This window comes from Nonomuraea fastidiosa (assembly GCF_042751225.1).
GTDB classification, from domain to species: Bacteria; Actinomycetota; Actinomycetes; order Streptosporangiales; family Streptosporangiaceae; genus Nonomuraea; species Nonomuraea fastidiosa.
The window spans coordinates 6,670,372-6,695,660 of the sequence record NZ_CP170570.1 but is presented as its reverse complement, the minus strand read 5'-3'; the positions used below and the strand labels follow the sequence as shown (position 1 = coordinate 6,695,660).

The 25,289-nt window shown below is 72.5% G+C and carries 23 protein-coding genes; 16 read left to right on the top strand and 7 right to left on the bottom strand.

Annotated elements, in window-relative coordinates:
• Nucleotides 1–31: 31 nt before the first annotated feature.
• The 5 genes from ACFMQL_RS30630 (at nt 32) to ACFMQL_RS30610 (ending at nt 5,603) form a co-directional block, all read left to right on the top strand.
• Complete coding sequence (locus ACFMQL_RS30630) at nt 32–745, top strand: response regulator transcription factor (protein ID WP_378788251.1); 714 nt, start codon at nt 32–34, stop codon at nt 743–745.
• Entirely contained in the window at nt 745–2,226 is a 1,482-nt protein-coding gene (locus ACFMQL_RS30625) for a sensor histidine kinase (protein ID WP_378788249.1), read from the top strand. The genes ACFMQL_RS30630 and ACFMQL_RS30625 overlap by 1 nt, the downstream gene beginning before the upstream one ends.
• 65 nt (nt 2,227–2,291) lie before the next feature.
• Nucleotides 2,292–3,197: a polyphosphate polymerase domain-containing protein gene (locus ACFMQL_RS30620; RefSeq protein WP_364053306.1), complete on the top strand. Its 906-nt coding sequence runs from the start codon at nt 2,292–2,294 to the stop codon at nt 3,195–3,197.
• A 5-nt stretch (nt 3,198–3,202) separates the two neighbouring features.
• Nucleotides 3,203–3,880: a DUF4956 domain-containing protein gene (locus ACFMQL_RS30615; RefSeq protein ID WP_364053309.1), complete on the top strand. Its 678-nt coding sequence runs from the start codon at nt 3,203–3,205 to the stop codon at nt 3,878–3,880.
• 10 nt (nt 3,881–3,890) lie between these two features.
• Entirely contained in the window at nt 3,891–5,603 is a 1,713-nt protein-coding gene (locus ACFMQL_RS30610) for a CotH kinase family protein (RefSeq protein WP_378788247.1), read from the top strand.
• 129 nt (nt 5,604–5,732) lie between these two features.
• On the opposite strand, the gene ACFMQL_RS30605 is transcribed toward ACFMQL_RS30610, so the two are convergent.
• On the bottom strand, nt 5,733–6,248 hold the full coding sequence (locus tag ACFMQL_RS30605; protein WP_378788245.1) for a hypothetical protein: 516 nt from the start codon (nt 6,246–6,248) through the stop codon (nt 5,733–5,735).
• Between the two features lie 743 nt (nt 6,249–6,991).
• The gene (locus ACFMQL_RS30600; RefSeq protein ID WP_364053318.1) at nt 6,992–7,774 is read right to left on the bottom strand and encodes a hypothetical protein; all 783 of its coding nucleotides are present in this window, start codon (nt 7,772–7,774) and stop codon (nt 6,992–6,994) included.
• 660 nt (nt 7,775–8,434) lie between these two features.
• Between ACFMQL_RS30600 and ACFMQL_RS30595 the strand changes: the two genes are divergently transcribed.
• The gene (locus ACFMQL_RS30595; RefSeq protein WP_378788243.1) at nt 8,435–8,770 is read left to right on the top strand and encodes a hypothetical protein; all 336 of its coding nucleotides are present in this window, start codon (nt 8,435–8,437) and stop codon (nt 8,768–8,770) included.
• 331 nt (nt 8,771–9,101) lie between these two features.
• Here the strand turns inward: ACFMQL_RS30595 and ACFMQL_RS30590 are convergent, their stop codons facing one another.
• Nucleotides 9,102–9,740, bottom strand: coding sequence for an Lrp/AsnC family transcriptional regulator (locus tag ACFMQL_RS30590; RefSeq protein ID WP_378788241.1), 639 nt, complete (start codon nt 9,738–9,740; stop codon nt 9,102–9,104).
• Between the two features lie 110 nt (nt 9,741–9,850).
• Between ACFMQL_RS30590 and ACFMQL_RS30585 the strand changes: the two genes are divergently transcribed.
• The 10 genes from ACFMQL_RS30585 to menC all read left to right on the top strand — a co-directional run bounded on the left by ACFMQL_RS30585 (nt 9,851) and on the right by menC (nt 20,249).
• Nucleotides 9,851–10,507, top strand: coding sequence for an ABC transporter substrate-binding protein (locus ACFMQL_RS30585; RefSeq protein ID WP_378788239.1), 657 nt, complete (start codon nt 9,851–9,853; stop codon nt 10,505–10,507).
• The gene (locus ACFMQL_RS30580; RefSeq protein WP_378790224.1) at nt 10,477–11,433 is read left to right on the top strand and encodes an ABC transporter substrate-binding protein; all 957 of its coding nucleotides are present in this window, start codon (nt 10,477–10,479) and stop codon (nt 11,431–11,433) included. Before ACFMQL_RS30585 ends, ACFMQL_RS30580 begins: the two co-directional genes overlap by 31 nt.
• Nucleotides 11,434–11,508: 75 nt before the next feature.
• Nucleotides 11,509–12,534 carry an ABC transporter permease gene (locus ACFMQL_RS30575; RefSeq protein ID WP_364053330.1) on the top strand — a complete coding sequence of 342 codons (1,026 nt, stop codon included), beginning with the start codon at nt 11,509–11,511 and terminating at the stop codon, nt 12,532–12,534.
• Nucleotides 12,531–13,409 carry an ABC transporter permease gene (locus tag ACFMQL_RS30570; protein ID WP_364053333.1) on the top strand — a complete coding sequence of 293 codons (879 nt, stop codon included), beginning with the start codon at nt 12,531–12,533 and terminating at the stop codon, nt 13,407–13,409. The genes ACFMQL_RS30575 and ACFMQL_RS30570 overlap by 4 nt, the downstream gene beginning before the upstream one ends.
• Entirely contained in the window at nt 13,406–14,179 is a 774-nt protein-coding gene (locus tag ACFMQL_RS30565) for an ABC transporter ATP-binding protein (RefSeq protein WP_364053336.1), read from the top strand. The genes ACFMQL_RS30570 and ACFMQL_RS30565 overlap by 4 nt, the downstream gene beginning before the upstream one ends.
• Before the next feature lie 2 nt (nt 14,180–14,181).
• Nucleotides 14,182–15,084, top strand: a complete 903-nt coding sequence (locus ACFMQL_RS30560; protein WP_364053339.1) for an ABC transporter ATP-binding protein — start codon at nt 14,182–14,184, stop codon at nt 15,082–15,084.
• Entirely contained in the window at nt 15,081–16,265 is a 1,185-nt protein-coding gene (locus ACFMQL_RS30555; RefSeq protein ID WP_378788236.1) for a M24 family metallopeptidase, read from the top strand. Before ACFMQL_RS30560 ends, ACFMQL_RS30555 begins: the two co-directional genes overlap by 4 nt.
• A 359-nt stretch (nt 16,266–16,624) precedes the next feature.
• Nucleotides 16,625–18,211 (top strand): Na+/H+ antiporter, encoded by a 1,587-nt coding sequence (locus ACFMQL_RS30550; RefSeq protein ID WP_378788234.1) that lies wholly within the window; start codon nt 16,625–16,627, stop codon nt 18,209–18,211.
• Nucleotides 18,212–18,387: 176 nt separating this feature from the next.
• A complete protein-coding gene (locus ACFMQL_RS30545) occupies nt 18,388–19,152 on the top strand; it encodes a GNAT family N-acetyltransferase (RefSeq protein ID WP_364053348.1) in 765 nt (254 codons plus the stop codon).
• Entirely contained in the window at nt 19,149–20,249 is a 1,101-nt protein-coding gene (gene menC / locus ACFMQL_RS30540) for an o-succinylbenzoate synthase (RefSeq protein WP_378788232.1), read from the top strand. Before ACFMQL_RS30545 ends, menC begins: the two co-directional genes overlap by 4 nt.
• On the opposite strand, the gene ACFMQL_RS30535 is transcribed toward menC, so the two are convergent.
• The 4 genes from ACFMQL_RS30535 to ACFMQL_RS30520 are packed head-to-tail and all read right to left on the bottom strand — an operon-like array spanning nt 20,239 to nt 25,236.
• Nucleotides 20,239–20,904 (bottom strand): ABC transporter ATP-binding protein, encoded by a 666-nt coding sequence (locus tag ACFMQL_RS30535; RefSeq protein ID WP_378788230.1) that lies wholly within the window; start codon nt 20,902–20,904, stop codon nt 20,239–20,241. The two genes, menC and ACFMQL_RS30535, sit on opposite strands and share 11 nt — an antisense overlap.
• Nucleotides 20,901–22,724, bottom strand: a complete 1,824-nt coding sequence (locus tag ACFMQL_RS30530; protein ID WP_378788228.1) for a dipeptide/oligopeptide/nickel ABC transporter permease/ATP-binding protein — start codon at nt 22,722–22,724, stop codon at nt 20,901–20,903. The genes ACFMQL_RS30535 and ACFMQL_RS30530 overlap by 4 nt, the downstream gene beginning before the upstream one ends.
• Nucleotides 22,724–23,665, bottom strand: coding sequence for an ABC transporter permease (locus ACFMQL_RS30525; protein ID WP_378788226.1), 942 nt, complete (start codon nt 23,663–23,665; stop codon nt 22,724–22,726). Before ACFMQL_RS30525 ends, ACFMQL_RS30530 begins: the two co-directional genes overlap by 1 nt.
• The gene (locus tag ACFMQL_RS30520; RefSeq protein WP_378788224.1) at nt 23,662–25,236 is read right to left on the bottom strand and encodes an ABC transporter substrate-binding protein; all 1,575 of its coding nucleotides are present in this window, start codon (nt 25,234–25,236) and stop codon (nt 23,662–23,664) included. Before ACFMQL_RS30520 ends, ACFMQL_RS30525 begins: the two co-directional genes overlap by 4 nt.
• Nucleotides 25,237–25,289 lie beyond the last annotated feature (53 nt).

The window sequence follows — 25,289 nt, the reverse complement described above, 5'->3', positions numbered from 1 at the left end:
GTCTTCCCGGGCGCGCGGTAGAACAGGCGGCATGAACCCAGCACCGGTGGTGCTCGTCGTGGACGACGAGCCCAACATCCGCGAGCTGCTGCTCGACGCCCTGGAGGTCAACGGGTTCCGCGTCCGCACGGCCGCGTCGGGCACGCAGGCGCTCAGGAGCGTCGGCAGGCAGCGGCCCGACCTGGTCCTGCTCGACGTGATGCTGCCCGACCTCGACGGCTTCGCGGTGGCGCAGCGGCTGCGCCCGGACGGCGGCGGTCCCCCGGTGCTGTTCCTGACCGCCCGCGACACGGTCGAGGACCGCATCGCGGGGCTGACGGCGGGCGGCGACGACTATGTGGCCAAGCCGTTCAGCCTGGAGGAGGTGGTGCTGCGCATCCGCGCCATCCTGCGCCGTACGGGGTCGCGCGAGGAGTCCTTCGACGACGGCCTGCTGCGCTACGCCGACCTGGAGCTGGACGAGGAGACCCACGCCGTGCGCCGCTCGGGACGGCACATCCACCTGTCGCCGACGGAGTTCGCGCTGCTGCGCTACCTGATGATCAACGCCGAGCGGGTGGTGAGCAAGTCCCAGATCCTCGACCGCGTCTGGGACCACGGCTTCGGCGCCGACAGCCGCATCGTGGAGTCGTACATCAGCTATCTGCGCCGCAAGATCGACGCCGCGGGAACGCCGCTGATCCACACGCTGCGCGGAGTCGGCTACTCGCTGCGCGACCAGGCGCTGATGGACCGGAAACGCTGATGGAAGCCTCTCACGGCGACGCTCCGCGCCGGCGCGGCCGGGCATGGCCACTGCGGCACCGGCTGCTCGCCGCGCTGCTCGGGCTGTCGGCGGCGGCGCTGGCGGTGTTCGCGGCGGCGGGGGTGCTGCTGCTCGACCGCTCGCTGCTCGCCCGCGTGGACGCCCAGCTCACCGCGTTCGCCACCTCGTTCGGCAACGGCCCGCCGCCCGGCGCTCCGCCGCCGCCCCCGCGCCGCGGCGGCGAGGTGGAGCTGCCCACCCAGTTCCGGGTCACGGTGTTCGCCGGGTCGGGCGTGGTCGTGCGGCGGCTGCCCGGCACGGGCGACGGCCCCGACGTGCCGCCCGAGCTGCTCGAACACCCGCCCGCCGCCCCGTTCACCGTGCCCGACAGGTCGGGTGACGGCGAGTGGCGCACGATGATCGTCCGCATGCACGACGGGAACCGGGCCGCCGTCTCGCTCTCGCTCGAGTCCCACCGGAGCACCGTGCGCCAGCTCCTGCTCATCGAGGCGGCGGCGGGCGTCCTGGTGCTGGTCCTGCTGGGCGCGGTGGCGCTGGTCGTGGTACGCATCGGGCTGCGCCCGCTCACCCGGATGGAGCGCACGGCCGCCGCCATCGCGGCCGGCGAGCTGGACCGGCGGGTCTCCGACAGCGACCCGCGCACCGAGACGGGCCGGCTCGGCCACGCGCTCAACGTCATGCTCGGCCGCCTCAGCGAGGCCCTGCGCCAGCGCGAGCGCTCCGAGCAGCGGCTGCGCCGCTTCCTCGCCGACGCCTCCCACGAGCTGCGCACGCCGCTCACCTCCATTCGCGGCTTCGCCGAGCTGTACCGGCACGGCAGGCCGGACCCCGACCCCGCCGTGGCCCGCATCCTGAGCCGCATCGAGGGTGAGGCCGAGCGGATGGGCGTGCTGGTGGAGGACCTGCTGCTGCTCGCCCGCCTCGACGAGGAGCGCGCGCTCGACATGACCGAAGTGGATCTGCCCGTCATCGCGGGCGACGTGGTGCACGGGGCGCGGGCGCGCGACCCCGGGCGCGAGGTGGAGCTGGTGCTGGGCGACGGTCCGGTACGCGTGCTCGGCGACGAGCACCGGCTGCACCGCGTCCTCGCCAACCTGGTGGGCAACGCCATCACCCACACGCCGCCGGGCACGCCCGTCCACGTGGTGCTCGGTCAGGCCGGAGCATGTGATGATGCGGCGGCCGTGGTGCACGCCGGGGCCGATCACGTGCGGGAGCCGGTCGCCGTGATCGAGGTGCGCGACGAGGGGCCGGGGATCGACCCCGAGCATCTGCCGCGCATCTTCGACCGCTTCTATCGCGCCGGCCCGTCGCGCAAGCGTCGCGGCGGCGGCACCGGGCTGGGGCTCGCGATCGCGGCCGCCCTGGTGGGGGCGCACGGCGGCCGCATCGAGGCGCGCAGCCGCCCCGGCCGTGGCACGGCCTTCCGCGTGCTGCTCCCGGCCGTCCCGCAGCGGTAAGGCGGCGTTCACACATTATTCCCAGCTTGTTGCGGTCCCATATGGGCTGACACGGAAGGAGAGACATGCTGGGAAGATTCCGCAGACCTACCGTCTCCGCAGGTCAGCCCGCCAGTCCCGGCCCTCCCCACGACGAGGCGGGACACGCGCTGCGCGCCCCCAGCAAGCTGCACGCGTTCAACCGATACGAGATCAAGTACCTCGTGGACGCCGCCACGGCCGGCGAACTGCGGGCCGAGATCGAGAAGCTGCTCGACCGCGACCGGCACAGCGGTGACAACGGGTACGGCATCTGGAGCGTCTACTACGACACCCGGCATCTGCGCTTCTACTGGGAGAAGATCGAGGGCCTCAAGTTCCGCAGGAAGCTGCGCATCCGCCACTACGGCGACCGGTTCCAGGTCACCGGCGGCACCCCGGTCTTCGTGGAGATCAAGCAGCGGGTCAACCGGGTCACCCAGAAGCGCCGGGTGCGGCTGCCGTACCGTGACGCGATCGCGCTGTGCGACGGGCGCGCGATGGTCGCGCACGAGCCGTCCGAGCGGGCCTTCCTCGAAGAGGTGCTCGACCTGGTCTGCCGTCTCGACCTGCGGGCCACCGCGATGACCGGCTACCAGCGGCACGCGTACGTGGGCCGCGGCGCCGACGTGGGCCTGCGGGTGACGTTCGACCACCGGGTGCGCGGGCGCGACCGGGACTTCCACCTGGGCGCCGACGCGGAGAACCGGTTCATCATCCCGCCCGGCAAAGTGATCATGGAGGTCAAGGCCAACGAGCGGGTGCCGTACTGGCTCACCGACCTGACGGCCAAGCGGAACCTCCAGGTGGTCCGGGTCTCCAAGTACTGCCAGAGCGTGGAGGCGTATGGGCTGGCGCCCCGTTCGCTCTTCCACATCCCCGGCCACGACCTCGACCTCGACTGCCCCGCCCCCGGCCGCGCTCCGGCCATGACCATCGCCAAGGAGGCGTGACTCCCATGGACTTCTCTTTCCAGGACCTGTCGGGCACGTTCAGCGTCGCCGACATCGCGCTCGCGATGGCCCTGTCGTTCGTGCTCAGCGCCATGATCGGCTGGGTGTACCGGGCGACGCACCGCAACGTCTCCTACAGCCAGTCGTACGTGCAGACGCTCGTCATCCTCGGCATGCTGATCTCGCTCATCATGCTGGTCGTCGGCTCCAACATCGCCCGCGCGTTCGCCCTGGTCGGCGCGCTGTCGGTGGTGCGGTTCCGCAACGCGATCAAGGAGACGCGGGACGTCGGCTTCATCTTCCTGGTGATGGGCGTCGGCATGGCCGTCGGCACCCGGTTCTACCTGCTGGCCGTGGTCGCCGCCGTGGCGATCTCGCTGATCATCATGATCATGCACCGGTTCAACTGGTTCCAGCTCAACGTGCGCCGGCAGGTCGTCAAGGTGCAGGTGCCGTCCGACGACGACTACACGCACGTCATCCAGGACGTGCTCATCCGCCACACCGACGAGTTCGAGCTGGTCAGCATGGAGTCGATCCGGGGCGGCGCGCTGCTCGAGCTCATGTACACGGTCAAGATCAAGAAGGGCAGCGAGCCCGCGGACGTCATCGCCGCGCTGCGCGAGCGCAACCACGGCCAGAACGTCACCGTCCTGACCGGGTACGACCAGACCGACCTGTGAGGGCCCCGTCATGGCACAGCCGCATCGGCTCAAGCACCGCATCCCCGTCAAGCTCCGGCACAACTGGAAGCTCGTCGCGCTGTGCACGGCGTTCCTGGCGGCGTGCTGGGGGGTGTTCGGCAGCGGGACCATCCGGCCGTACGTCACCACCTCCGGCACCGTACGGACCGGCGACGTCGTCCAGGACCTCACCGGCACCCGCGAGCTGTTCGACACCTCCGTGCCGCACGAGGTGACGCTCACCTTCCGCGACGAGGGCTACCAGGACATGCTGACCGAGTACTTCAAGGACGGCGAGAAGAAGTACGTCGAGGCGGACCTGACCATCGACGGCACCAGGATCCCGAGCGTGGGGATCCGGCTCAAGGGCAACTCGACGCTGCAGGGGCTGACCTGGAAGGGGCGGACCCGCCCGCGCACCGGGCCCGGCGGCCGGCAACAGCGGAACGGCCGGCCCCCGGCCGATGGGCAGCCCCCGGCCAACGGGCAGCCCCCGGCCGATGGGCAGCCGCCCGCCGACGGACAGCCCCCGGCCAACGGCCAGCCACCCGCCGACGGACAGCCGCCCGCCGATGAGCAGCCACCGGCCGATGGGCAGACGCAGCAGAACGGCCAGGAGCAGCAGAACGCGCAACCCCCGGCGAACGGGGAGGCACAGGAGAACGGGCGGGGCCGCCGCAACGACGCGCCTCCCGGCAACGGGCGGCCCCCTGAGCTGAAGGCCGAGGAGCCGGAGAACCTGCCGTGGCTGATCAGCTTCGACGAGTTCGTGGCGGGCCGCCGCTACCAGGGCCACAGCCAGATCGCCGTACGCCCGGCCATGCAGCAGTCGTCGGCCCTGCTCAACGAGGCGCTGGCCATCGCCATGGTGGGGGCGGCGGGCGAGCCCACCCAGCGCTCGGCGTACGCCTCGTTCTCCGTCAACGGCCGCGCATCGAAGCCGCGCCTGCTGGTCGAGTACCTGGACGAGGGGTACGCCGAGCGCCTCGGCGAGGGCGTCCTGTACAAGTCGCTGGCCTCCAGCCAGTTCACCTACCAGGGCGAGGACCAGACCGCGTACGTCGACGACTTCAAGCAGATCAACCTCAAGGGCCAGCGCGACCTCCAGCCGGTCATCGACTTCATCAAGTGGGTGGACGAGGCCTCGGACGAGGAGTTCTCCAAGGGATTGGCCGAGCGGATGGACGTGGAGTCGTTCGCCCGTTACGCCGCTCTGCAGAACCTGATGCTGAACTTCGACGACATGGCGGGGCCTGGGCGCAACTACTACCTCTGGTACGACCTGCGCACCTCCAAGTTCCAGGTGATCAGCTGGGACCTCAACTTCGCGTTCAGCGGCGACGCCACGGCCGGGCCGAACGACACGGTCGGCATGCGGTTCGGCGGCCGTCGCGCCCGCGCCGGCGCGCCCGACCAGCAGGAGCAGCAGGGCCGGGAGGCTCAGGTGCCCCCTGAGCGCCGAGGCGTCGGTATGCGTCCCGGGCACACGTTGAAGGACCGCTTCCTCAAGGACGCCGGTTTCCAGCGGCTCTACCTGCGCGAGTACGCCGCTCTGTACCGCGAGCTGCTGGCGGGCGGCACCGCCACGAAGCTCCTCGACGAGGCGCTGGCGGCCTACAACCGCAACGCCGGGGCCGACACCGCGAAGGCGGCCCAGGAGGCGACCGCCCTCCGCAAGACCCTCACCACCCGCACGGAGGCCCTGAAGTCGCAGATCTCCTGACCCGGTGTGTGACGTGCGGCGGGCACTCCCGCCCTGCGTGCCCACCGCACGAGCTGCGACTGCCCGGTGCGATCACCGCTCGGCTCTTCGATGCCCGCACCCGCCGACGGGCGCGTCGAGTGAGCAGGCTCAGCGGGCTCTGAAGGCGACGGCGGTGGTCGAGGTGATCGCGGTCACCAGGGCGACCGTGAGCAGCACGGTGCCCAGCGGGTTGGGGCGCCGCTCCGCAGGCTTGATCTGCAGGGCGTGCGACCGGGCCGACGGGGTCGGGGACGGAGTGGGAGTGGGCGTTCGGGTCGGGGCGGGCGCAGGCACCCGGACCGGTGCAGGAGGAGCCGGCACGGCCCTCGGCACCGGCCCCGGCCTGCCGCGCGGGCACTCCCCGAGGTGGACGTCGCCCGCGCACAGCCCGTCCGGATAGACCGTCACCTGAGGCACCGTGACCTGCGGGGCGGCGTTCCGCTTCGCGCGCGGCATCGAGATCGACACCCTGGGACGGGGCGAGCTCTGCACCCACACGCGGGGCACCCGGACCTTCGGCCCGACGGTGACCCGCTTGGGCGGCGCCGGTGGGCGTACGGACGTCTTCGGCACCGGACGGGGCTTCATCACCGGCTGGGTGGAGGTGGGACGGGGCAGCCGCACCCGTCCAGGATCCGGAACGGGACGCGACACCCGCACAGGCTGTGCCGCCCCCGCTCGCAGCGGCACCTGCACCGCTGCGGCCGCTCTCCCCCGCACCGGCACCTGCGCGACCCCGGCTGCCCGCACCCGCGCCGCGTCGTCCGCGCCCCGCGCCGTGCCATCCGCCGCCCGCGCCGCACCTTCTACCGCTCGCACCGCGTCATCCGCGTCCCGCGCACGCCGCGAACCGCGTTCCCACGACGCCCCGCTGCCGGCTGCGACCGAGCCCTTCGCCCGAGGAACCGCGCGGGGGCCTTGTGCCTGAGGCAGCGTCCCCGCGCCTTGCGGCTGCGCAGCCGGCCGCGCACCCTGGGTGTCGGCAACCGTCCCTGCGCCCTGCACCTGGGAGACCGCCCACCCGCCCCGCGATCGAGGGGCTACCCCGGCAGCCTGCGACCCGCGACCCACCACGCCCCCCTGCGACCCGCGAGCCGCCGCCCCTGAGGCGCGAGCCGCCACAGCCTCCTGCGAGGCGTGAGCCACCGCGGCACCTTGCGGGGCGTGAGCCGCCACGGCACCTTGCGGGGCGTGAGCCGCCGCAGCGCCCTGTGAGGCGCGAGATGCCGCAACGGCATCCTGCGTCCGAGAAGTGGTGGCGGCATTCTGCGTCCGAGAGGTGTGGAGTCCGGCGGTGGCCGGGCCGGTCACGGTGGCGGTGATCAGGGCAGTGGCCAGCAGGAGCGGCGCGCGCCTGGCTCCCACGGTCACATACCTCCGGCGATCCGGGCGAACTCATCGAGCGCGCTCCTGAACGCATCAGGCCCGACCGCCAAAGGCCCGTCGAAGGCACGGGAGATGTCCCACGTCAAGTAGGTGCCGAAGCCGATCAGCGCGGCGGTCGCCACCAGGGGCAGGATCGCGAGCCCCCGCGGCCTGGCCCCGGCGAGGAACGGGAAGATGATCACCAGGACACCGGTGAGGATCGTGAGGAAGAGCAGGCCGTCCGGCGGCCGGGCGGCGGCGTCGGCGGTGCGCTGGGCGCGGGCGGTGGAGAGTGCGCTGAGGTGTTCGAGCACGTTGGCCTTGGCGTCGGTCTCTTCGTCGTCGCGGGTTTCGAGTGCGGTGACCCGGGCGCGCAGGTTGTCCAAGCGCTCGCCGCCGACCGGATGCATCCTGCCTTCCGCCATGAGCGGCCACTCGTCCCTGACCACGAAGGCGACGTACTCCCGCAGCGACCGGCGCACCTCCTCCGACGCGCTGCCGGGCAGCTCGGCGGCGGCCCAGTAGGCGTCGACGGCGGCCTGGCTCTCGGCGTGGGTGTTGAGCCTGGCGGCGTCGGCGGTCGTCCAGGGCACGATGATCGCGATGGCGAACACGAGCAGGAACATCGCCGACAGCATCGCCCCGGCGTGCGAGGCCGAAGGGCCGCCGGGATCGCGGTCCTCGCCGGCTCTCTTGACCCGCCTGAACACCAGCGCCGTGAGCGCCACAGCGCCCACTGCCGCCAAGATCGATAGCGTGTACGCCACCATGAAGATCTCCCGCACCTCTTTCGGATACGCAGTGTCACATTACTATCACACAGTGCAATGATGGCGTCAGGCGCGCAAAGGTAAAGTCCAGGGCAAGCCCATACCCCCGGCGAGCCGCCAGGAAGGGCCCACAGTAAAGGCCCCGGGGACGTGCCCCGGGGTGATCCCTGGGCCAGACCCTGAGCCGCAATCGTACGGAAAATCCGGCTAAGTGATCATCTCGGGGGTGGGGTGGAGGTGGGAGCGTCCGGGCCGTTCGCGGAGCGAGAGCGAAGTGGCCTGCGAAGGGGACACAAGGGGCGTGCGGTCGGCCGAGGTGGCGCGCGGCCGGCACCGGCCTCAGCGGAGGTACGGAGCCCGTGGGAGAGATGACGACGGAGAGCGCAGTGGAGTGGTGGACAGGAGTGCGCGGCGAAGCGGCGGACGGAAGGTGCCGTGGATGGGCGGGCTCGAAAAGCGCCATGGAAGGGCGCGCTGGAGGGTGTGGCGGAGCGGCGGGCTTGAAGGTGCCGTGGGGTGGCGGGTTCGAAGATGCGGCGGGTGGTGGACTGGGAGTGTGGCGGGGTGGAGGTTGGTCGGGGGCGGGCTGGACGGATTGTTCGGGTGGTGACTGGATCGCTCACTAGATGTCCAGCCGGATGATGAAATTTCGGAAATCTCGGGACCATGGACCGTGTGAAGCTCAACGGTCGTAAATTCGTCATGGTCAGCTCGACGGCCAGCAAGGTCAACCCCGATGGTCCCACGCGGTTCGAGTACTGGGAGGACGACGGGCTGGTGTGGGGCAGCTACACCGGCGACACCGTGACCCAGGGCCGCTTCGTCGGGACGCGCGACGGCGACCAGGTGACGATCTCCTACGTGCACGCCCTGGTGGCCGGGGGCAAGGCGGCGGGAAAGAGCACCAGCCGCATCGAGACCGGCGATGACGGGCGGCTGCGGCTGGTGGAGGAGTTCAGCTTCGAGGGCGACGACACGCCCCATGTCAGCGTGTGCGTCGAGGTGCCCTGACGCCCTGGCTTCAGGCCATGTGATGTTTCTGGCCTACCGGAACCTGATCCGGGAGGCTCAGGCACTCACCCCGGCGGTACTTGGGTTTGTGGCGGCATCGTCGGAGCCGAGGTGGCCGGCCCGGCCCTGAAGAGGCCGGTGGACACTTCAGCGGTGCCGGCAACGGTCCCGAAGAGGCCGGTGGCCACCTCGGCAGGGCCGGCAGCGGTCCGCTCCGTGACGCGGCAGGACCGCGTAAGGAGGTGCGAGCCGGATCGAGCGGGCCGGAGCGAGCGGGCAGGTTCGACGTGGGGCGGCCGGCGTGGGGCCGCCCCAGGCGTCCATGCGAGGGTCAGGTGTCCTTGCGGAGGGCGGCGCGGCCTTCGGCGGCGCCGACGAAGCGCATCTTGCCCAGCGGCACGTCCCCTTGCGCCTCCGGAGCGGGCCGCCGCTGGGCGCGGGCGGCGTGGTCGCGGTCGCTGGGCAGCACGTACGGCCGCTTGAGCACCTCGTCCAGGATGAACACCGTCTCGGTGGCCTTGACGGCGGGGATGTTGGCGAGCCGGTCGGTCACCATGGAGTGCACGGCGGCCACGTCGCCGACGCGCACCTGGATCATGGCGTCGTGCTGGCCGGTGGTGATCGCGCAGTACTCGACCTCGGGCATCCGTGCCAGCTCGGCCCTGAACTGCTTCCACATCTGCTGGCGTACGGTGACGAAGATCAGCGCGGTGATGCCGAGCCCGGCTCTGACGTGGTCGATCTCGGCGGTGAAGCGCTTGATGGCGCCGTCGGCGCGCAGCGCCTCGAAGCGCGTGTAGGCGTTGGCGCGGGAGATGCCGACGCGTTCGGCGAGGGCGGAGACGGAGATGCGGCCGTTCTCGCGGAGCACTTCGAGGATCTTCATGTGGATCTCGTCCAGTTCGAGACCGATTCCGATCCGTCCAGGCTGACCGCCACCGGCGACCCCATTTCTGGAAATTTCACTCATTAGTACCTCACCGCTGTTCATAGACGTCTCGCCGACCGCACAGAGCCTGGACGTTCTGCCGCACAATCCTCGACATCCTTCTGCCGAACGTCCAATCTTGGAGGACTTACATGGCGACCCGCTCGCAGACGGCGGCTGTGCTGCTCGCCGGTGCACTCGCCCTGGCCGCCTGCGGAAGCGGCGGCACCACTCCCACCTCCGGGGCCTCGGGGGCCGCCGGGGGCAAGACCCTCGTCATCGACACCTCCTTCGACCTGAAGACCGCGGACCCCGGCCGCACGTACGAGCCGACGGGGCTCATCGTGGGCAAGGCGGTCTACGAGACGCTGCTGACGTTCGACGGTGCCGATGTGACCAAGCCGGTGCCGGCGCTGGCCGAGTCGTACGAGCTGTCGAAAGACGGCAAGACGCTGACGCTCAAGCTGAAGCAGGGCGCCACGTTCGCCGACGGGTCTGCGGTGACCGCCGACGACGTGGTGTTCTCGCTCACGCGGGTGCGTGACATGAAGGGTACGCCGTCGTTCCTGCTGGACGGTGTCGAGGTGGCCAAGGAGGACGACTCGACGATCACGCTGACGTCGAAGTCGCCGAACCCGGCGCTGCCGTACATCCTGCCGAACCCGGCGCTCGGCATCATCAACAGCAAGGTCGCCAAGGAGCACGGCGCGACCACGGACCCGCAGGACAAGGCCGAGCAGTACCTGAACAACTCCTCGGCCAGCTCGGCCCGTACCAGATCGAGTCCTTCAACGTCAGCAGCCAGGTGACGCTGAAGGCGAACCCCAAGTACTACGGCGCCAAGCCCGCCTACGACCGGGTGGTCATCCGCAACGTCGAGGCCGCCACGCAGAAGCTGAACGTGCAGCGCGGCGACAGCCAGATCGCGCTCAACCTGTCGGGCGACCAGGTCACCGGCATGCCGCCGACGCTGCAGGTGAAGAAGACGCCGTCGGCGAACGTGCTGTTCCTGCTCGCCAACCAGGACCCGGCGATCAGCAAGACCACCACGAACCCGAAGTTCGTCGAGGCCGTGCGCAAGGGCGTGGACTACGCGGGCCTGCTGGAGCTGGCCGGTGAGGGCTCGGCGCAGGCGCCGGGCGTCATCCCGTCGCAGCTCCTGGGCGCGCTGCCGGCCGGCCAGGCCGCGAAGCGGGACGTCGAGGGCGCCAAGGCGGCGCTGGCCGAGAGCGGCCTGTCGAACCCGGCCGTGAAGCTGGAGTACCCGAGCGAGCTGACCGTGAACGGCCTGTCGTTCCAGCCGCTTGCCGAGCGCATCCAGGCCAACCTCAAGGAGGTCGGCATCACGGTGGACCTGCAGCCGGCCCCGGTGACGACGGCGCTGGACAACTACCGCAACGGCAAGGAGGAGATGGGGCTGTGGTACTGGGGCCCCGACTACCCCGACCCGAGCGACTACCTGGCGTTCCTGCCCGGCAAGACCGTGGGGCTGCGGGCCGGCTGGAAGGAGGGCGCGGCCAAGGAGCTGGAGTCCCTCGGTGAGAAGGCCGCCGCGGCGATCGGTGACGACGCCCGCAAGGCCGCGTACGTGGACGTGCAGACGAAGCTGAACGAGGCCGGCCCGTTCGTCCCGCTGATCCAGCCGAGCCAGAACATCGTGGCCGCCGCGTCGGTGACCGGCATCGAGTACCACCCGGTGTGGACGGTGGACATCGCCGACCTCGGCGTGAAGTAGGGGACGTCGCAGGTGTCGGAGACCCCGGAGCCGGCGGCGGGCCGAAGCGCCGCCGGCTCCAAGGAGAAAGGGCGCGTGCGGCATCCGCTGGCGCGGTTCCTCGTGCGGCGCGTGCTGCTCGCCGTGCTCATGGCGTGGGGCATCACGCTGGTGACGTTCGTGCTGACGAACCTCGTGCCGGGCGACCCCGTGGCGGCGAACCTCGGCCAGCGGGCGCTCGGCGACCCCGCCATCGTGGCGCAGTGGCGGGCCGATCACGGCCTGGACAAGCCGCTGTGGCAGCAGTACCTGCTCCACCTGCAGGGCCTGGTGCAGGGCGACCTGGGCACCAGCCAGCAGAGCCACCGCCCGGTCAGCCAGGACCTCGCCGAGTACGTCCCGGCGACGCTCGAGCTGGCGGGCGCGGCGATCCTGGTCTCGCTGGTGCTGGGCGTGGCGTTCGGGGTGATCGCGGCGCTGCGCAGGGACCGGCTGCCGGACCACACGCTGCGGGTGCTGAGCCTGATCGGCATCTCGGTGCCGACGTTCTGGCTGGCGCTGGTGGCGTTCTACGTCTTCTTCTACCGGCTGCAGCTCACCCCGGGCAGCGGCCGGGTGGACGCGGCGCTCGGCGCGGCCCCGCCGGTGACCGGCCTTGCGACCGTGGACGCGCTGCTGGCCGGACGCTGGGACATCTTCACCTCCGCCGTCGGCCACCTGATCACGCCGGCGCTGGTGCTCGCGCTCTACACGATCGGCCTGCTGACCCGCTTCACCCGCTCGGCGGTGCTGGAGGTGCTGGGCCAGGACTACGTGCGCGCGGCCAGGGCGAAGGGCCTGCCGGGGCGGACGATCCTGTTCCGTTACGTGCTGCGCTCGGCGCTCGTGCCCGTGATCACGGTGGCGGGCCTGGCGTTCGGCAGCCTGCTGTCCGGCACGGTGCTGGTGGAGGCCATCTTCGCCTGGCCCGGCATCGGCCAGTACGCGTACAAGAGCGCCACCACCCTCGACCTGCCCGCCGTGATGGGCGTCGGCCTGGTCGTGGGCGTGGTCTACCTGGTGATCAACCTGATCGTGGACGTCCTGTACGGCGTCATCGATCCCCGAGTGAGGCTGCAATGAGACGCCGTGACCCCCTGGCCCGAGGGGGACTGCTGCGGCGGCTGCCCCAGGCGTGGCGGCAGCCGCTGGCCGTGACCGGCGCCGTGCTGGCGGTGGCCTGGCTGGTGATCGCGCTCGTGGCGCCGGTGCTGGCGCCGCACGATCCGCTGGCGCAGGACCTGCCGCGGCTGGCCGCGCCCGGGCCCGGCCACTGGTTCGGCACCGACCAGCTCGGCCGCGACATCCTCAGCCGCGTCATGTACGGCGCGCGCGTGTCGATCCCGCTGACGCTGCTGCTGGTGGCGCTGTCGGTGCTGATCGGCGGGCTGCTGGGCGCGTGCGCTGGCTACTTCGGCCGCTGGGTGGACGAGACGATCATGCGGGTGGCGGACCTGGTGTTCGCGTTCCCCACGGTGATCCTGGCCATGGTGGTGGCGGCGGCGCTGGGCGCGAGCCTGACGAACGCGGTGCTGGCCGTGCTGGTCGTGGCCTGGCCGGCGTACGCGCGGGTGACGCGCGGCCTGGTGCTGGGCGTGCGGGAGCGGGAGTTCGTGCTGAGCGGGCGGCTGCTGGGCTTTTCGGTGTGGCGGTCGCTGCGCGTGGACGTGCTGCCGAACGTGACCGGCCCCGTGCTGGTGCTCGCCACCCTCGACATCGGCACGGCGTTGCTGCTGCTGTCGGGCCTGTCGTTCCTCGGCCTGGGCGCCAAGCCGCCGTCGCCGGAGTGGGGCGCGATGGTGGCGTCGGGCGTGGAGGTGTTCGACAGCTGGTGGGTGGCGACGTTCCCGGGTCTTGCGATCCTGACCGTGGTGCTGGCGTTCAACTTCCTCGGCGACACGCTGCGCGACGCGCTCGACCCCCGTACGGCCCGCGCGATCAAGGAGCGTGCCCTGTGACGCTGGACATCGCCGGCCTGAAGGTGACGATCGGCGGCAAGGACATCCTGCGCGGCGTGGACCTGCGGCTGGAGGCCGGCAAGGTGCACGGGCTGGCCGGGGAGAGCGGCTCGGGCAAGACGATGACCGGGCTGGCCGTGCTCGGCCTGCTGCCGCACGGCGCGAAGGCGTCGGGCTCCATCACGCTCGGCGAGCGCGACCTGCTGCGGCTGCCGCCCAAGGAGCTGAACCGGGTGCGCGGCGGCGAGGTCGCCATGGTGTTCCAGGACCCGGCGACCAGCCTGCACCCGATGCTGACCATCGGCACCCAGCTCACCGAGCACATGCGCCACCACCTGCGGCTGGGCAAGGCGGAGGCGCGGGAGCGGGCGATCGAGCTGCTCGGCAAGGTCCGCATCCCCGGGCCCGCCGAGGCGTACGGGCGCTTTCCGCACCAGTTCTCCGGCGGGATGCGGCAGCGCATCGCGATCGCCATCGCGCTGGCCTGCTCCCCCAAGGTGCTGATCGCGGACGAGCCGACCACGGCGCTGGACGTGACCGTGCAGGCGGGCGTGCTGCGGCTGCTGCGCGGTCTGTGCGACGAGCTGGGGCTGGCCGTGCTGCTGGTGACGCACGACCTGGGCGTCATGTCGGCGGTGGCCGACGAGGTGAGCGTGATGAAGGACGGCCTGGTGGTGGAGTCGGGCCCGCGCGGGCGGGTGCTGCGCGAGCCCGAGCACGCCTACACGCGCGCGCTGCTGGACTCGCTGCCCGACACGGAGGTGCGCTGAGCATGCTGACCATCGACGACGTGGTGGTGGAGCACCGCTCGCCCGGACGTGCCGTGGTGCGGGCCGTGGCGGGGGCCAGCCTGCAGGTGCGGCCGGGCGAGGTGGTCGGGCTCGTCGGCGAGTCCGGCTGTGGCAAGTCGACGCTGGCCCGCGCGGTCTGCGGGCTGAACCCGATCACGTCGGGCTCGGTCTCCTTCGAGGGGCAGCCGGTGACGCCGCTCGGGCTGCGCCGCAGGAGGCTGACCGGCATCCAGATGGTGTTCCAGGATCCGTACGCGTCGCTGAACCCCCGGCGGCGGGTGGGCGACCAGATCGCCGACGGGCTGCGCACCTCGGGCGACACCTCGACCACGCCCGCCGACCTGCTCGAACGCGTCGGCCTGCCGCGCGACTTCGCCGGGCGGCACCCGCACGAGTTCTCCGGCGGGCAGCGGCAGCGCATCGCGATCGCCAGGGCGCTGGCCGCGCGGCCCCGGCTGCTCATCGGCGACGAGCCGATCTCCGCGCTGGACGCCTCCGCGCAGTCGCAGGTGGCCAGGCTCATGCGGGATCTCGCCGTGGAGTCGGGCGCTGGGCTGCTGTTCATCAGCCACGACCTGTCGGTGGTGCGGCTGATCGCGGATCGGATCGCGGTCATGTACCTCGGCAAGATCGTCGAGGTGGGCGGCACGGCCGAGGTGTGGGCGCGGCCGCGGCATCCGTACACGGAGGCGCTGCTCGCGGCCGTTCCGAAGCCGGACGGGCGCGGCGTGCTGCCCGCCGAGCTGCCCGGCGACGTGCCCGATCCGGCGTCACCGCCGTCCGGGTGCCGGTTCCACCCGAGGTGTCCGAAGGTGATGGACGTGTGCAGGGAGAAGTCGCCGGACTTCGGGCCGGTCGCCTGCTGGCTGCACGAGCCGAAGTGACCCCGGCACCGTACGAGGGGCCGCCTCCCGGCGGCCGGGCGGCTTCCGGCGGGGAGCCCGCGCCCGGCGACCCGCCCGCCCTCAACTGGGAGCCCGCGCCCGGCGACCTGCCCGCTCTCGATCGGAAGCCCGCGCCCGGCCTGGGTGCTGGGCCGGTGGGCGAGTCCGGGGCCGGGGCGGCGGGCGCGCCTGCCGGCGAGGACGCGGCGCGGCTGGTGGCCGGGCGGGTGGCGGCGGTGCGGGAGCGGATGGCGGCGGCCGGGATGGACGCGCTGGTGCTGCGGCCCTCGCCCGACTACCGGTTCCTGGGCGGCGGCGAGGGGGCGTTCCTCGTGGTGACGGCCGACGTGGCGGCCGAGACCCGCGACCCGGCCCTGCTGGTGCCGCCGGACGCGCGGCGGGTCGGGGTGGACGCCGAGATGCGGGTGCGGGAGCTGTTCGGGCTGGCGATCGAGGCGGAGTTCGTACCGGCGTCGCCGGTGCTCGCACCGCTGCGGCTGCGCAAGGAGCCCGGCGAGGTGGCCGCCATCGGGCGCGCGGTGGCCGCCGCGGAGGGCGTGCTCGCGCGGGTCAAGGAGCTGTCGTGGTTCGGGGCGACCGAGCGGGAGATGGCGCGCCGGCTGCGGCTGCTGCTGGCCGAGTCGGGGTGCGAGGAGGTGGTGGCGCTGCGGGTGGCGGCGGGCGAGCACACGGCCAGGCCCTGCCACGTGCCCGGCGGGCGGATCATCAACCCCGGGGACGCGGTGACCGTGTCGGTGTGCGGGCGGTGGGGCGGCTACTGCGCGGAGGCGGCCCGGGTCTTCGTGGTGGCCGAGCCGCCCGAGGACTTCGAGGCGATGTACTCGGTGGTGCGGGAGGCGCACCGGGCGGGGCTGGCGGCCGTACGGCCCGGCGTGCCCGTGTCGGAGGTGGCGGCGGCGGTCGGCGAGGTGATCGACGGCAGCGGGTACGGCCGCTTCGCCTCCCCGCACGTCGGCCGGGGCGTCGGGCTGGGTCCCGACGAGGGGCCGCGGCCCGGCGAGGACACCGTGCTGTCGGACGGGATGACCTTCTGTTTGGAGCCGGCCATCTACGTGCCGGATCTCTTCGGGGCCCGGGTGGCCGACGTGGTCGCCTGCACCGCCTCCGGGCCCCTGCCTCTGGGGGTTCTCCCCCACACCCTCGAAACCCTCGGCCACTGACCTCCGGGGGACGGGTCGAGGTCCTTCGGGGGTGAGAGGGGTTTCGGGCCGGAGGTCCGTCGTGGGCCGAGGTGGGCGAGCGCCCTCCCTGCCGCACCGGCTGGGGTCCTTTCGGAGAGTGGGGGTTACGGGCTGAGGTCCCTCCGGAGAGCGAAGAGCGTAACAAGCCGAGGTCCCTTCGGAGTGCGAAGAGGGTAACGGACCGAGGTCCACTCGGAGAGCGGGCCGAGGTCCTCTTCGGAGTGAGGGGTCGCGTGCTGAGGCCCTCCCAGGGTGAGGGGGTGCGAGGGCGGAAGGGGGTGCGGAGTGGGCGGAAGGGGCTGGATTAGGCTGGGGCGGGCGATCATTTGGGGGCGTTCGTGGACCAGTTGGTGCTGCTCATGCTGGTGCTCCTGGGGGCGCTGCTCATGGTGCCGCTCGGCGACCGCCTGGGGCTGCCGCCGCCGGTGCTGATGACGTTGCTGGGCATCCTGATGGCCGTCCTGCCGTTCGTGCCGAACGTGGACGTGCCGCCCGGCATCGTGCTGCCCCTCCTGCTGCCGCCGCTGCTCTACGCGGCCGTGCAGCGCACATCGTGGCGGCAGTTCGCGGCCAACTGGCAGCCGATCTTCCTGCTCGCGGTGGCGCTGGTGTTCGTGACGACGGCGGCAGTGGCGGCGGTGGCGCACGCGCTGGTGCCCGGGCTGCCGCTGGCGGCTGCGGTGGCGCTAGGCGCGCTGGTGGCGCCGCCCGACCCGGTGGCGGCGACGGCGGTCGCGGGCCGGCTGGGGCTGCCCCGGCGCATGGTGTCGCTGCTGGAGGGCGAGGGCCTGTTCAACGACGTGACGGCGATCGTGCTGTACCACGTGGCGATCGCGGCGGCGGTGACGGGCACGTTCTCATGGCCGGGCGCGCTGACGGAGCTCGTGCTGTCGGCCGTGGTGGCCGTGGTCGTGGGCCTGGCGCTGGGCTGGGTCGGCGGGCGGCTGATGGAGTGGCTCGGCGACGCCACGCTGCGGGTGGGGGTCTCGCTGCTGGTGCCGTTCGTGTCGTACGCGCTGGCGGACGAGCTGCACGGCTCGGGCGTGCTGGCGGTGCTGACGACGTCGTTCTACCTGAGCGAGCGGATGGCCGACGCCGACGACGTGCTGGGCAGGTTCGCATCGACGACGTTCTGGCAGGTCGTGGACACGCTGGTGGTCGGGGTGGCGTTCGGGCTGATCGGCCTGGAGCTGCACGCGGTGTTCGGCACCGTGCACGGCCAGGTGGGCGAGGTGCTGTGGTGGAGCGCCGCCGTGGTGGGCGTCGTGGTCCTCGTACGTCTGGTGTGGCTGCTGCCCGCGGCCTGGCTGGCGAAGAAGACGCGCGGGCCCGGCCACGAGGACACCGAGATCCCGCTGAGCTGGCGGGAGACGGTGGTGATGTGGTGGTCAGGCATGCGCGGGGTGGCGTCGGTGGCGCTGGCGCTGGCCATCCCGCTTCAGACGGAGAGCGGTCAGGCGTTCCCGCAGCGGCCGATCATCGTGTTCATCGCGTTCGCGGTCATCCTGACGACGCTGATCGTGCAGGGCATGTCGCTGCCGTGGCTGGTGAACAGGCTCGGGGTGAAGGCGGACACGGCGGCCGAGCGGGCGCTGGAGAGGCGGCTGGCGACGGAGGCGGCGAAGGCGGCCAAGCGGCGGCTGCGGGAGATCAACGAGGCCGAGGAGCTGCCGGAGGAGGTGCTGGAGGCGCTGAAGCGGCGGCTGATGGACATGAACGTGCGGCTCAGCCCCGAGGCCGCCGACGAGGAGCGGCGTGAGGCGTACGAGCAGCGGGTGCGGCGGCTGAAGCTGCTGCGGCGGGTGCAGGGCGAGATGATGTCGGCGGCCCGCCAGGCGGTGCTGGAGGCGCGGCGCGACCCGAACACCGACCCGGCGATCATCTCGCGCATCCTGCGCCAGCTCGACGCCCGCAGCCTGCGCTGAACCCGGCGAGATCGCGGGCCGGCGCGGGCCGCCGGGCCTCCTCTGCCGGGCGGCGCCGGCCCGCTGAGCTTCCGCTACGAAAGACCGCTCCCCTCTTGGTGGTCCCGGACGAATCCCGGGCGGCCCCGCATGGCATAACGTCGCCATGGAACCTCAGTGAGGGGAAAGGTGAGACGTTGATCGAGGTCAGGGAGCTCCACGAGATGCCGGAGTTGGAGCGCGTCTACGCGCTGTTCGACGACATCTGGCATTTCGGCTCCGGAGACCCGCCCATCACGATGGAGCTGATGCGGGCGCTGTCGCACGCGGGCGGCTATGTCGCCGGCGCGTTCGACGGCGGGCGCATGGTCGGCGCCTCCGTGGGGTTCCTGGCGGCCGGTGGCGCCCTGCACTCCCACGTCACCGGCTCGATCGCGGGGCGGGGCATCGGGTTCGAGCTGAAGCAGCACCAGCGCCGCTGGGCGCTGGAGCGCGGCCTGACCCGCATCACCTGGACCTACGATCCGCTGGTCCGCCGCAACGCCCACTTCAACCTCGCCAAGCTGGGCGCGCGGCCGGTGGAGTACCTGCCGTGCTTCTACGGCGTCATGGAGGACGCGATCAACCAGGGCGACGAGTCGGACCGGCTGCTGGCCTCGTGGCCGCTGACCGCGCCGCACGTCGAGGCGCTGGCCAGGCGGGAGCCGGGCGAGAGGCCGTTGCCGGACGGCGCGGTGGTGGCGCTGGCCGACGAGGGCGGGCGGCCGGTGCCGGGCCCGGTGGACGCGCCGGTGGTGCTGGTCGCGGTGCCGCCCGACATCGAGGGGCTGCGCCGGGCCGATCGCGGTGCGGGCAAGGCGTGGCGGCACGCCGTCCGTGATGTGCTGGGAGGGCTGATGGCGGAGGGCCGCGAGGTGACGGGGTTCGCCGCGAAGTCGTACTACGTAGTGGAGAGACTGTGAAGATCACCGGAGTGGAGCTGCGCAGGATCGCGATGCCGCTGGTGTCGCCGTTCCGCACCTCGTTCGGCACCGAGACGGCGCGTGACGTGCTGCTGGTCAGGGTGGTGACGCCGGAGGCCGAGGGCTGGGGCGAGTGCGTGGCGATGAGCGAGCCGCTCTACTCCTCCGAGTACGTCGACGGCGCCGCCGAGGTGATCCGCCGCTTCCTGCTGCCCGCGCTGCCGCAGAATGCCGACGCCAACCAGGTGGCGCGCGTCCTGGAGCCGATCAAGGGTCACCGGATGGCCAAGGCGGCGGTGGAGACGGCGATCCTGGACGCGCAGCTGCGGGCGGCGGGCGAGTCGTTCGGCCGGTTCCTGGGAGCGTCGAAGCCGCGGGTGCCGTGCGGGGTGTCGGTCGGCATCATGGACTCGATCCCGCAGCTTCTCGACGCCGTGGCGGGCTACATCGACGAGGGGTACGTCCGGGTCAAGCTGAAGATCCAGCCCGGCTGGGACGTCGAGCCGGTGCGCGCGGTGCGCGAGCGGTTCGGCGACGACCTGCTGCTGCAGGTGGACGCGAACGCCGCGTACGCGCTGTCGGACGCGCCCCGCCTGGCCCGGCTCGACGCGTTCGACCTGCTGCTGATCGAGCAGCCGCTGGCCAACGACGACCTGGTGCAGCACGCGAAGCTGGCGCAGCGGCTGCGCACGCCGATCTGCCTGGACGAGTCGATCGAGTCGGCCGAGCACGCCGCTGCGGCGATCGCGCTCGGCTCGTGCTCGATCGTCAACATCAAGCCCGGCCGGGTCGGCGGCTACCTGGAGGCGCGGCGCATCCACGACCTGTGCCGGGCCAACGGCGTGGCGGTGTGGTGCGGCGGCATGCTGGAGACGGGCCTCGGCCGGGCGGCGAACGTGGCGCTGGCGGCGCTGCCCGGCTTCACGCTGCCCGGCGACACCTCCGGCTCGCGCCGCTACTTCGCCACCGACATCACCGAGCCGTTCGAGCTGGTGGACGGGCATCTGGAGGTGCCGACGGGGCCGGGTCTCGGGGTCGAGCCGATCGCGGACGTGCTGGACGAGGTCACCACCGCCACGGAGTGGATCACTCTCTGAGCCGCGGCACCGCGGCCAGCAGGGCGCGGGTGTAGTCGTGCGCGGGCTCGCCGACGACCTGCTCGGTGGGCCCGACCTCGACCAGCCTGCCTCGGTGCATGACGGCGACCACGTCGGCGACGTAGCGCACAACGGCCAGGTTGTGCGAGATGAACAGCATCGACAGGCCGAGCTCGTCGCGCAGCCCGCGCACGAGGTTGAGCACCGCGCCCTGCACCGACACGTCGAGCGCGCTGGTGATCTCGTCGGCCACCAGCAGCTCGGGGTCGCCGCCGAGCGCGCGGGCGATGGCGACGCGCTGCCGCTGCCCGCCGGACAGCTCGCGCGGGTAGCGGCCGGCCAGCTCGGCGGGCAGCCTGACGAGGCCGAGCAGCCGCTCCACCGCGCCGGGGCCGCAGCCCTCTGCGATGGTGCGGCCGACGGTCATGCGCGGGTTCAGGGACGCGTACGGGTCCTGGAAGACCATCTGCACCCGCCGCGCCCCCTCGATCGTCCCGGTGTGGGGGACGAGCCCGCACACGGCCCTGGCGAGCGTGGACTTGCCCGAGCCCGACTCGCCGACGAGGCCGACCACCCGGCCGTCGGGGATCTCCAGCGTGACGTCGTCCACGGCGGTGAAGGAGCCGTAGCGCACGCTCAGGTTCCTGATGATCACTTGACCTCCCAGCAGGCGGCCCTGCGGCCGGGGCCGAGGTCGGCGAGTTCGGGGCGCTCGCTTGCGCAGCGGGCGGTGGCCAGCTCGCAGCGCGGGGCGAACGCGCAGCCGGGCCCGACGTCGGCGGGGGCGGGCTGGGTGCCGGGGATGCCGGCCAGCGGCGTGTCGCGGTCGGTGTCCAGGTCCGGCAGTGACGCGATGAGCGCCTTGGTGTACGGGTGCGCGGCCCCGTCCGCGAGCCGGTCGGCGGGCAGCTCCTCGACGACGCGGCCGGCGTACATGACGACGACCCGGTCGCACAGCTCGCCCACGACCGCGATGTCGTGCGAGATGAACAGCGTGGCCGCGCCGGTCTCCTCGACGACCTCGCGCAGCAGCTTGAGTATCTGCTGCTGCACGGTGACGTCGAGCGCCGTGGTGGGCTCGTCGGCGACGATCAGGCGGGGCGTGCCCATGAGGCCCATGGCGATGACGGCGCGCTGCCGCATGCCGCCCGACAGCTCGTGCGGGTGCTGCGCGGCGCGCTTCTCCGGGCCGGGCAGGTGCACCTGGGCGAGCCGGTCCACGGCGCGGCGGCGGGCCTGCTCGCGGGTGGCGCCCTCGTGCACGATGGCCACCTCGGCGAGCTGGCCGCCGATCTTGAGCGCGGGGTTGAGCGCGGCCAGCGGGTCCTGGAACACCATCGCCAGCGTGGTGCCGAGCTCCTTGTCCGACAGGGCGGCGACGTCCTTGCCGCCGAGCCGCAGCGCCGCGTACGTGACGACGCCCGGGTAGGGCACGAGGCCGCCGATCGCGGCGGCGGTCATGCTCTTGCCGCTGCCGGACTCCCCCACCAGGCCGACGATCTCGCCGGGCGCGACGGTGAGCGACAGGTTCCGTACGGGGGACGCCCCGCCGGGGAAGGTCACGGTCAGGTCGCGCACCTCCAGCACCGCCTCGGGGTCGGGCTCGGGCGGCGGCCCGGACGGCGCGGGGGCCACGGCGCGCCCGCGCGGCACGGCGGTGCGGGCCGCGGCCTTGGCCAGGGCGTCGCCGAGCAGGTTGAAGCCGATGCCGGCCAGCGCGATGGCGGCGGCGGGCCCGAGCGCCACCTCGGGGGTGACGTAGATGCGCGGGAACCCGTCGAACAGCAGCCGTCCCCAGTCGAAGTCCGGCGGCTGCACGCCGAGCCCGAGGAACGACAGCCCGGCCAGGCCCAGCAGGGCGCTGCCGAGCGCCTGGGTGAGGTGCAGGATGAGCGGTTCTGCGATGTTGGGCAGCACGTGCCGGGTGAGGATGCGGCTGCGGGGCACGCCCAGCATGCGGGCGGCGGAGACGTAGTCGGAGCCGGCGACGGTGGCGGCGAGGTTCTGGGTGAGCCGGGCGAAGCCGGGGGCGATGGCCGCGCCGATGCCGAGCACCGCGCCGCGCGCGCCGAGCCCGGTGACGACGGCGGTGAACATGGCGAGCAGCAGCCCGGGGAAGGCGACGAGCGCGTTGACGGTGCCGGCGACCAGGCGGGCGGCGCGCCTGGGCAGCACCGAGGGCAGCGTGCCGAGCACGAGCCCGGCCAGCGCGCCGATCAGCGTGGCGGCCAGCGCAAGCAGCAGCGAGTAGCGTCCCGCGACCAGGACGCGGGCCAGCAGGTCGCGGCCGAGGTTGTCGGTGCCCAGCGGGTGGCCCGGCGAGGCGCCCTGGAGGATGGCGGCGGCGTCGATGCGCTCGGCCTCCGCGCCCCACATGATCGGCCCGATCACGGCCAGCACGGCCATGGCGGCGACGATGACGGCGCCCGCCGCGCCGGGCACGTTGCGCCGCAGCCGCCCCATCAGCGAGGTCATCAGGTCTCCTTGATCGCGGACGTCGGGTCGAGCATGCCGAGCAGCAGGTCGACGGCCAGGTTCACGACGAGCACGATCGCCCCGTAGACGAGGACCACGCCCTGCGCCACCGGGTAGTCCTTCTGCGTGACCGACTCGACGATCTTCAGGCCGAGCCCCGGCCAGGCGAAGACGTACTCGACCAGCACGCCGCCCGCGATGAGCGAGGTCAGCAGCAGGCCGCCGACGGTGAGGGTGGCCGTGAGCGTGTTGGGCAGCACGTGCCGCAGGTGCAGCCGGGCGGCGGGCAGCCGTTTGGCGCGGGCCAGCCGCACGTAGTCCTTGCCCAGCTCGCGCAGGGTCTCGACGCGGGAGATGCGGGCGATCATGGCGGCGGGCCCGATCGCGAGCGCGGCGACCGGCAGCACGTACGTGATCGCGCCCGCCTTGCCCGCGGGCGGGAACCAGCCGAGCCCGATGGCGAACACGGCCACCAGACCGATCGAGTACAGGAACTCCGGCACCGCCACCGCCGCCCCTGTGGTGGCGCTGAAGGTGAGCTCGGTGCCCCGGTTGCGGCCGTTCTCGGTGCGGATGGCGGTCCGCATGCCGAGCGGCACCGCGACCAGCATGGCGACGAGGACGGCGAGCAGGGCCAGGCTGAGCGTGTTGGGCAGGCGGGCCATGATGACCTCGCCGACCGGCTCGCCGGTGACGAACGAGGTGCCGAAGTCGCCGGAGAAGACGTTCGCGACGTAGGTGAGGAGCTGTTCTGGCAGCGGCCGGTCCAGGCCGAGCGCCGCCCGCCGCGCCTCCACCAGCTCCACCGGCGCGGCGGGGCCGAGCGCGGAGCGCACGGGGTCGCCGGGGATGAGGTGGATCATCGCGAACGTCGCCACCACGAGCACGGCCAGCGAGACCAGGAAGCGGACCAGCCGCCGCAGGCCGGTGCGACGGCTCATTCAGCCCCCTGGGTGAGGCGGATGGAGGTGGTCACGAACATCCCGGCGACCATCTCGTACGTGGCGCCCTTGGCGGCCTCCAGCACGGTCGTCTCGACCACCGGCACCATGTCGGCGGCCTCGAACAGCGCCGACTCGGCCTGCAGCCACTTGTCGCAGCCCTCGGCGGCGGGCACCTGCGAGGCCTCGTCGACGAGCGACTGGTACTGCTTGTTCGACAGGTGCGCGAAGTTGGCGCCCTTGGGCGCGGCGGGGCCGGACAGGAAGCCGACGAGCTGGCTGGGCAGGGTGACGCCGATGGGCAGCCAGACGACGTCCCAGTCCTGGGTGGTGTTGAGCGACTCCGACAGCTTGGTGTCGATGGCGCCGTTCAGCTTCACCTCGGCGCCGATCGCGCCCCAGGCGGTGGCCAGGTATTCGGCGGCGGCCTGGACGCCGGCGCCGCGCGTGGTGGCGTACAGGTAGCGCAGGGTGAGCCGCTTGCCGTCCTTGACGCGCACCCCGTCGGGGCCCGGCTTCCACCCGGCCGCGTCCAGCGCGGCTGCGGCGGCCGCCGGGTCGTGGGCGGGCACGTGGCCGGTGACGGTGTCGCCCTGGCAGGGGCGCGGGTGCAGGACGAGGCCGGTGGGCGGCTTGCCGGTGCCGCTGGAGGCGATGCCGGCCAGCTCCTTGAGATCGACGGCCTGGGTGAGCGCCTTGCGGACGGCGGGGTCGTGGGTGGGCCGGTCCTCGCCCTGGTGGTAGAAGAACTGGCCGTTGGCGACCGGCGTGATCGTCTTGGTGACGCCGGGCGCGGCCTCGACGCGGGTGCGGTCGGGGCCGTAGAGGGTGATGCCGTTGAGCGCGCCGGAGACGAGCAGGTTGGCGGCGGTCTGCTCGTTCGGCACGATCTTCAGTACGACGGTCTCGGGCGCGTCCTTGATGGAGGTGCCGGGCGCGCCCCAGGCGTACTCCCTGCGCACCTTGAACGTGTAGTGGTCGCCGGGCACCGCCTCGGTGAGCCGGTACGCGCCGCTGCCGGAGGTGGAGCGGGCGAGGATCGAGCGGTCCTCGACGCCCTTGCCGCAGACGACGAAGATCGCCCGGCCGGTCTCCAGGATGAAGCTGAACGGCTTCGGCATCGACAGCGTGACGGTGCCCGCCGCGTCGTCGGCCTCGGCCTTCATGCCGGTGGGGATGAGCACGCCGTAGATGGGCGACTTGGTGTCCGGGTCGGTGATGTGGTTGACGCTGGCGGCCACGTCGGAGGGGGTGACGGGGGCTCCGTCGGAGCAGGTGGCGTCCTTGCGCAGGGTGAAGGTGACCTTGTCGGGCTCGACCGTCCAGCGCTCGGCGAGGGCGGGGACGATCTTGCCTTGCGCGTCGATGCCGACGAGCGTGTCGTAGGCGAGCGAGAGCGTGGTGTTGGTGACGTTGAGTACGCCCATGGCGGGGTCGAGCACGCCCGGGTCGGCGGGGAGCGCGTAGGTGAACGTGCCGCCCCCGGCCGTCCCGCCCTCCGCCCCCGTCCCTCCGCAGCCGGCCGCGAGCAGGGCGAGCGCGGCGAGGCCCGCCGCTAATGGTGTTCTCATGGGTACTCCAGACGAGCGTGGGGGTGAGCTCCACCTTCGCGGCTCGCCGGTGC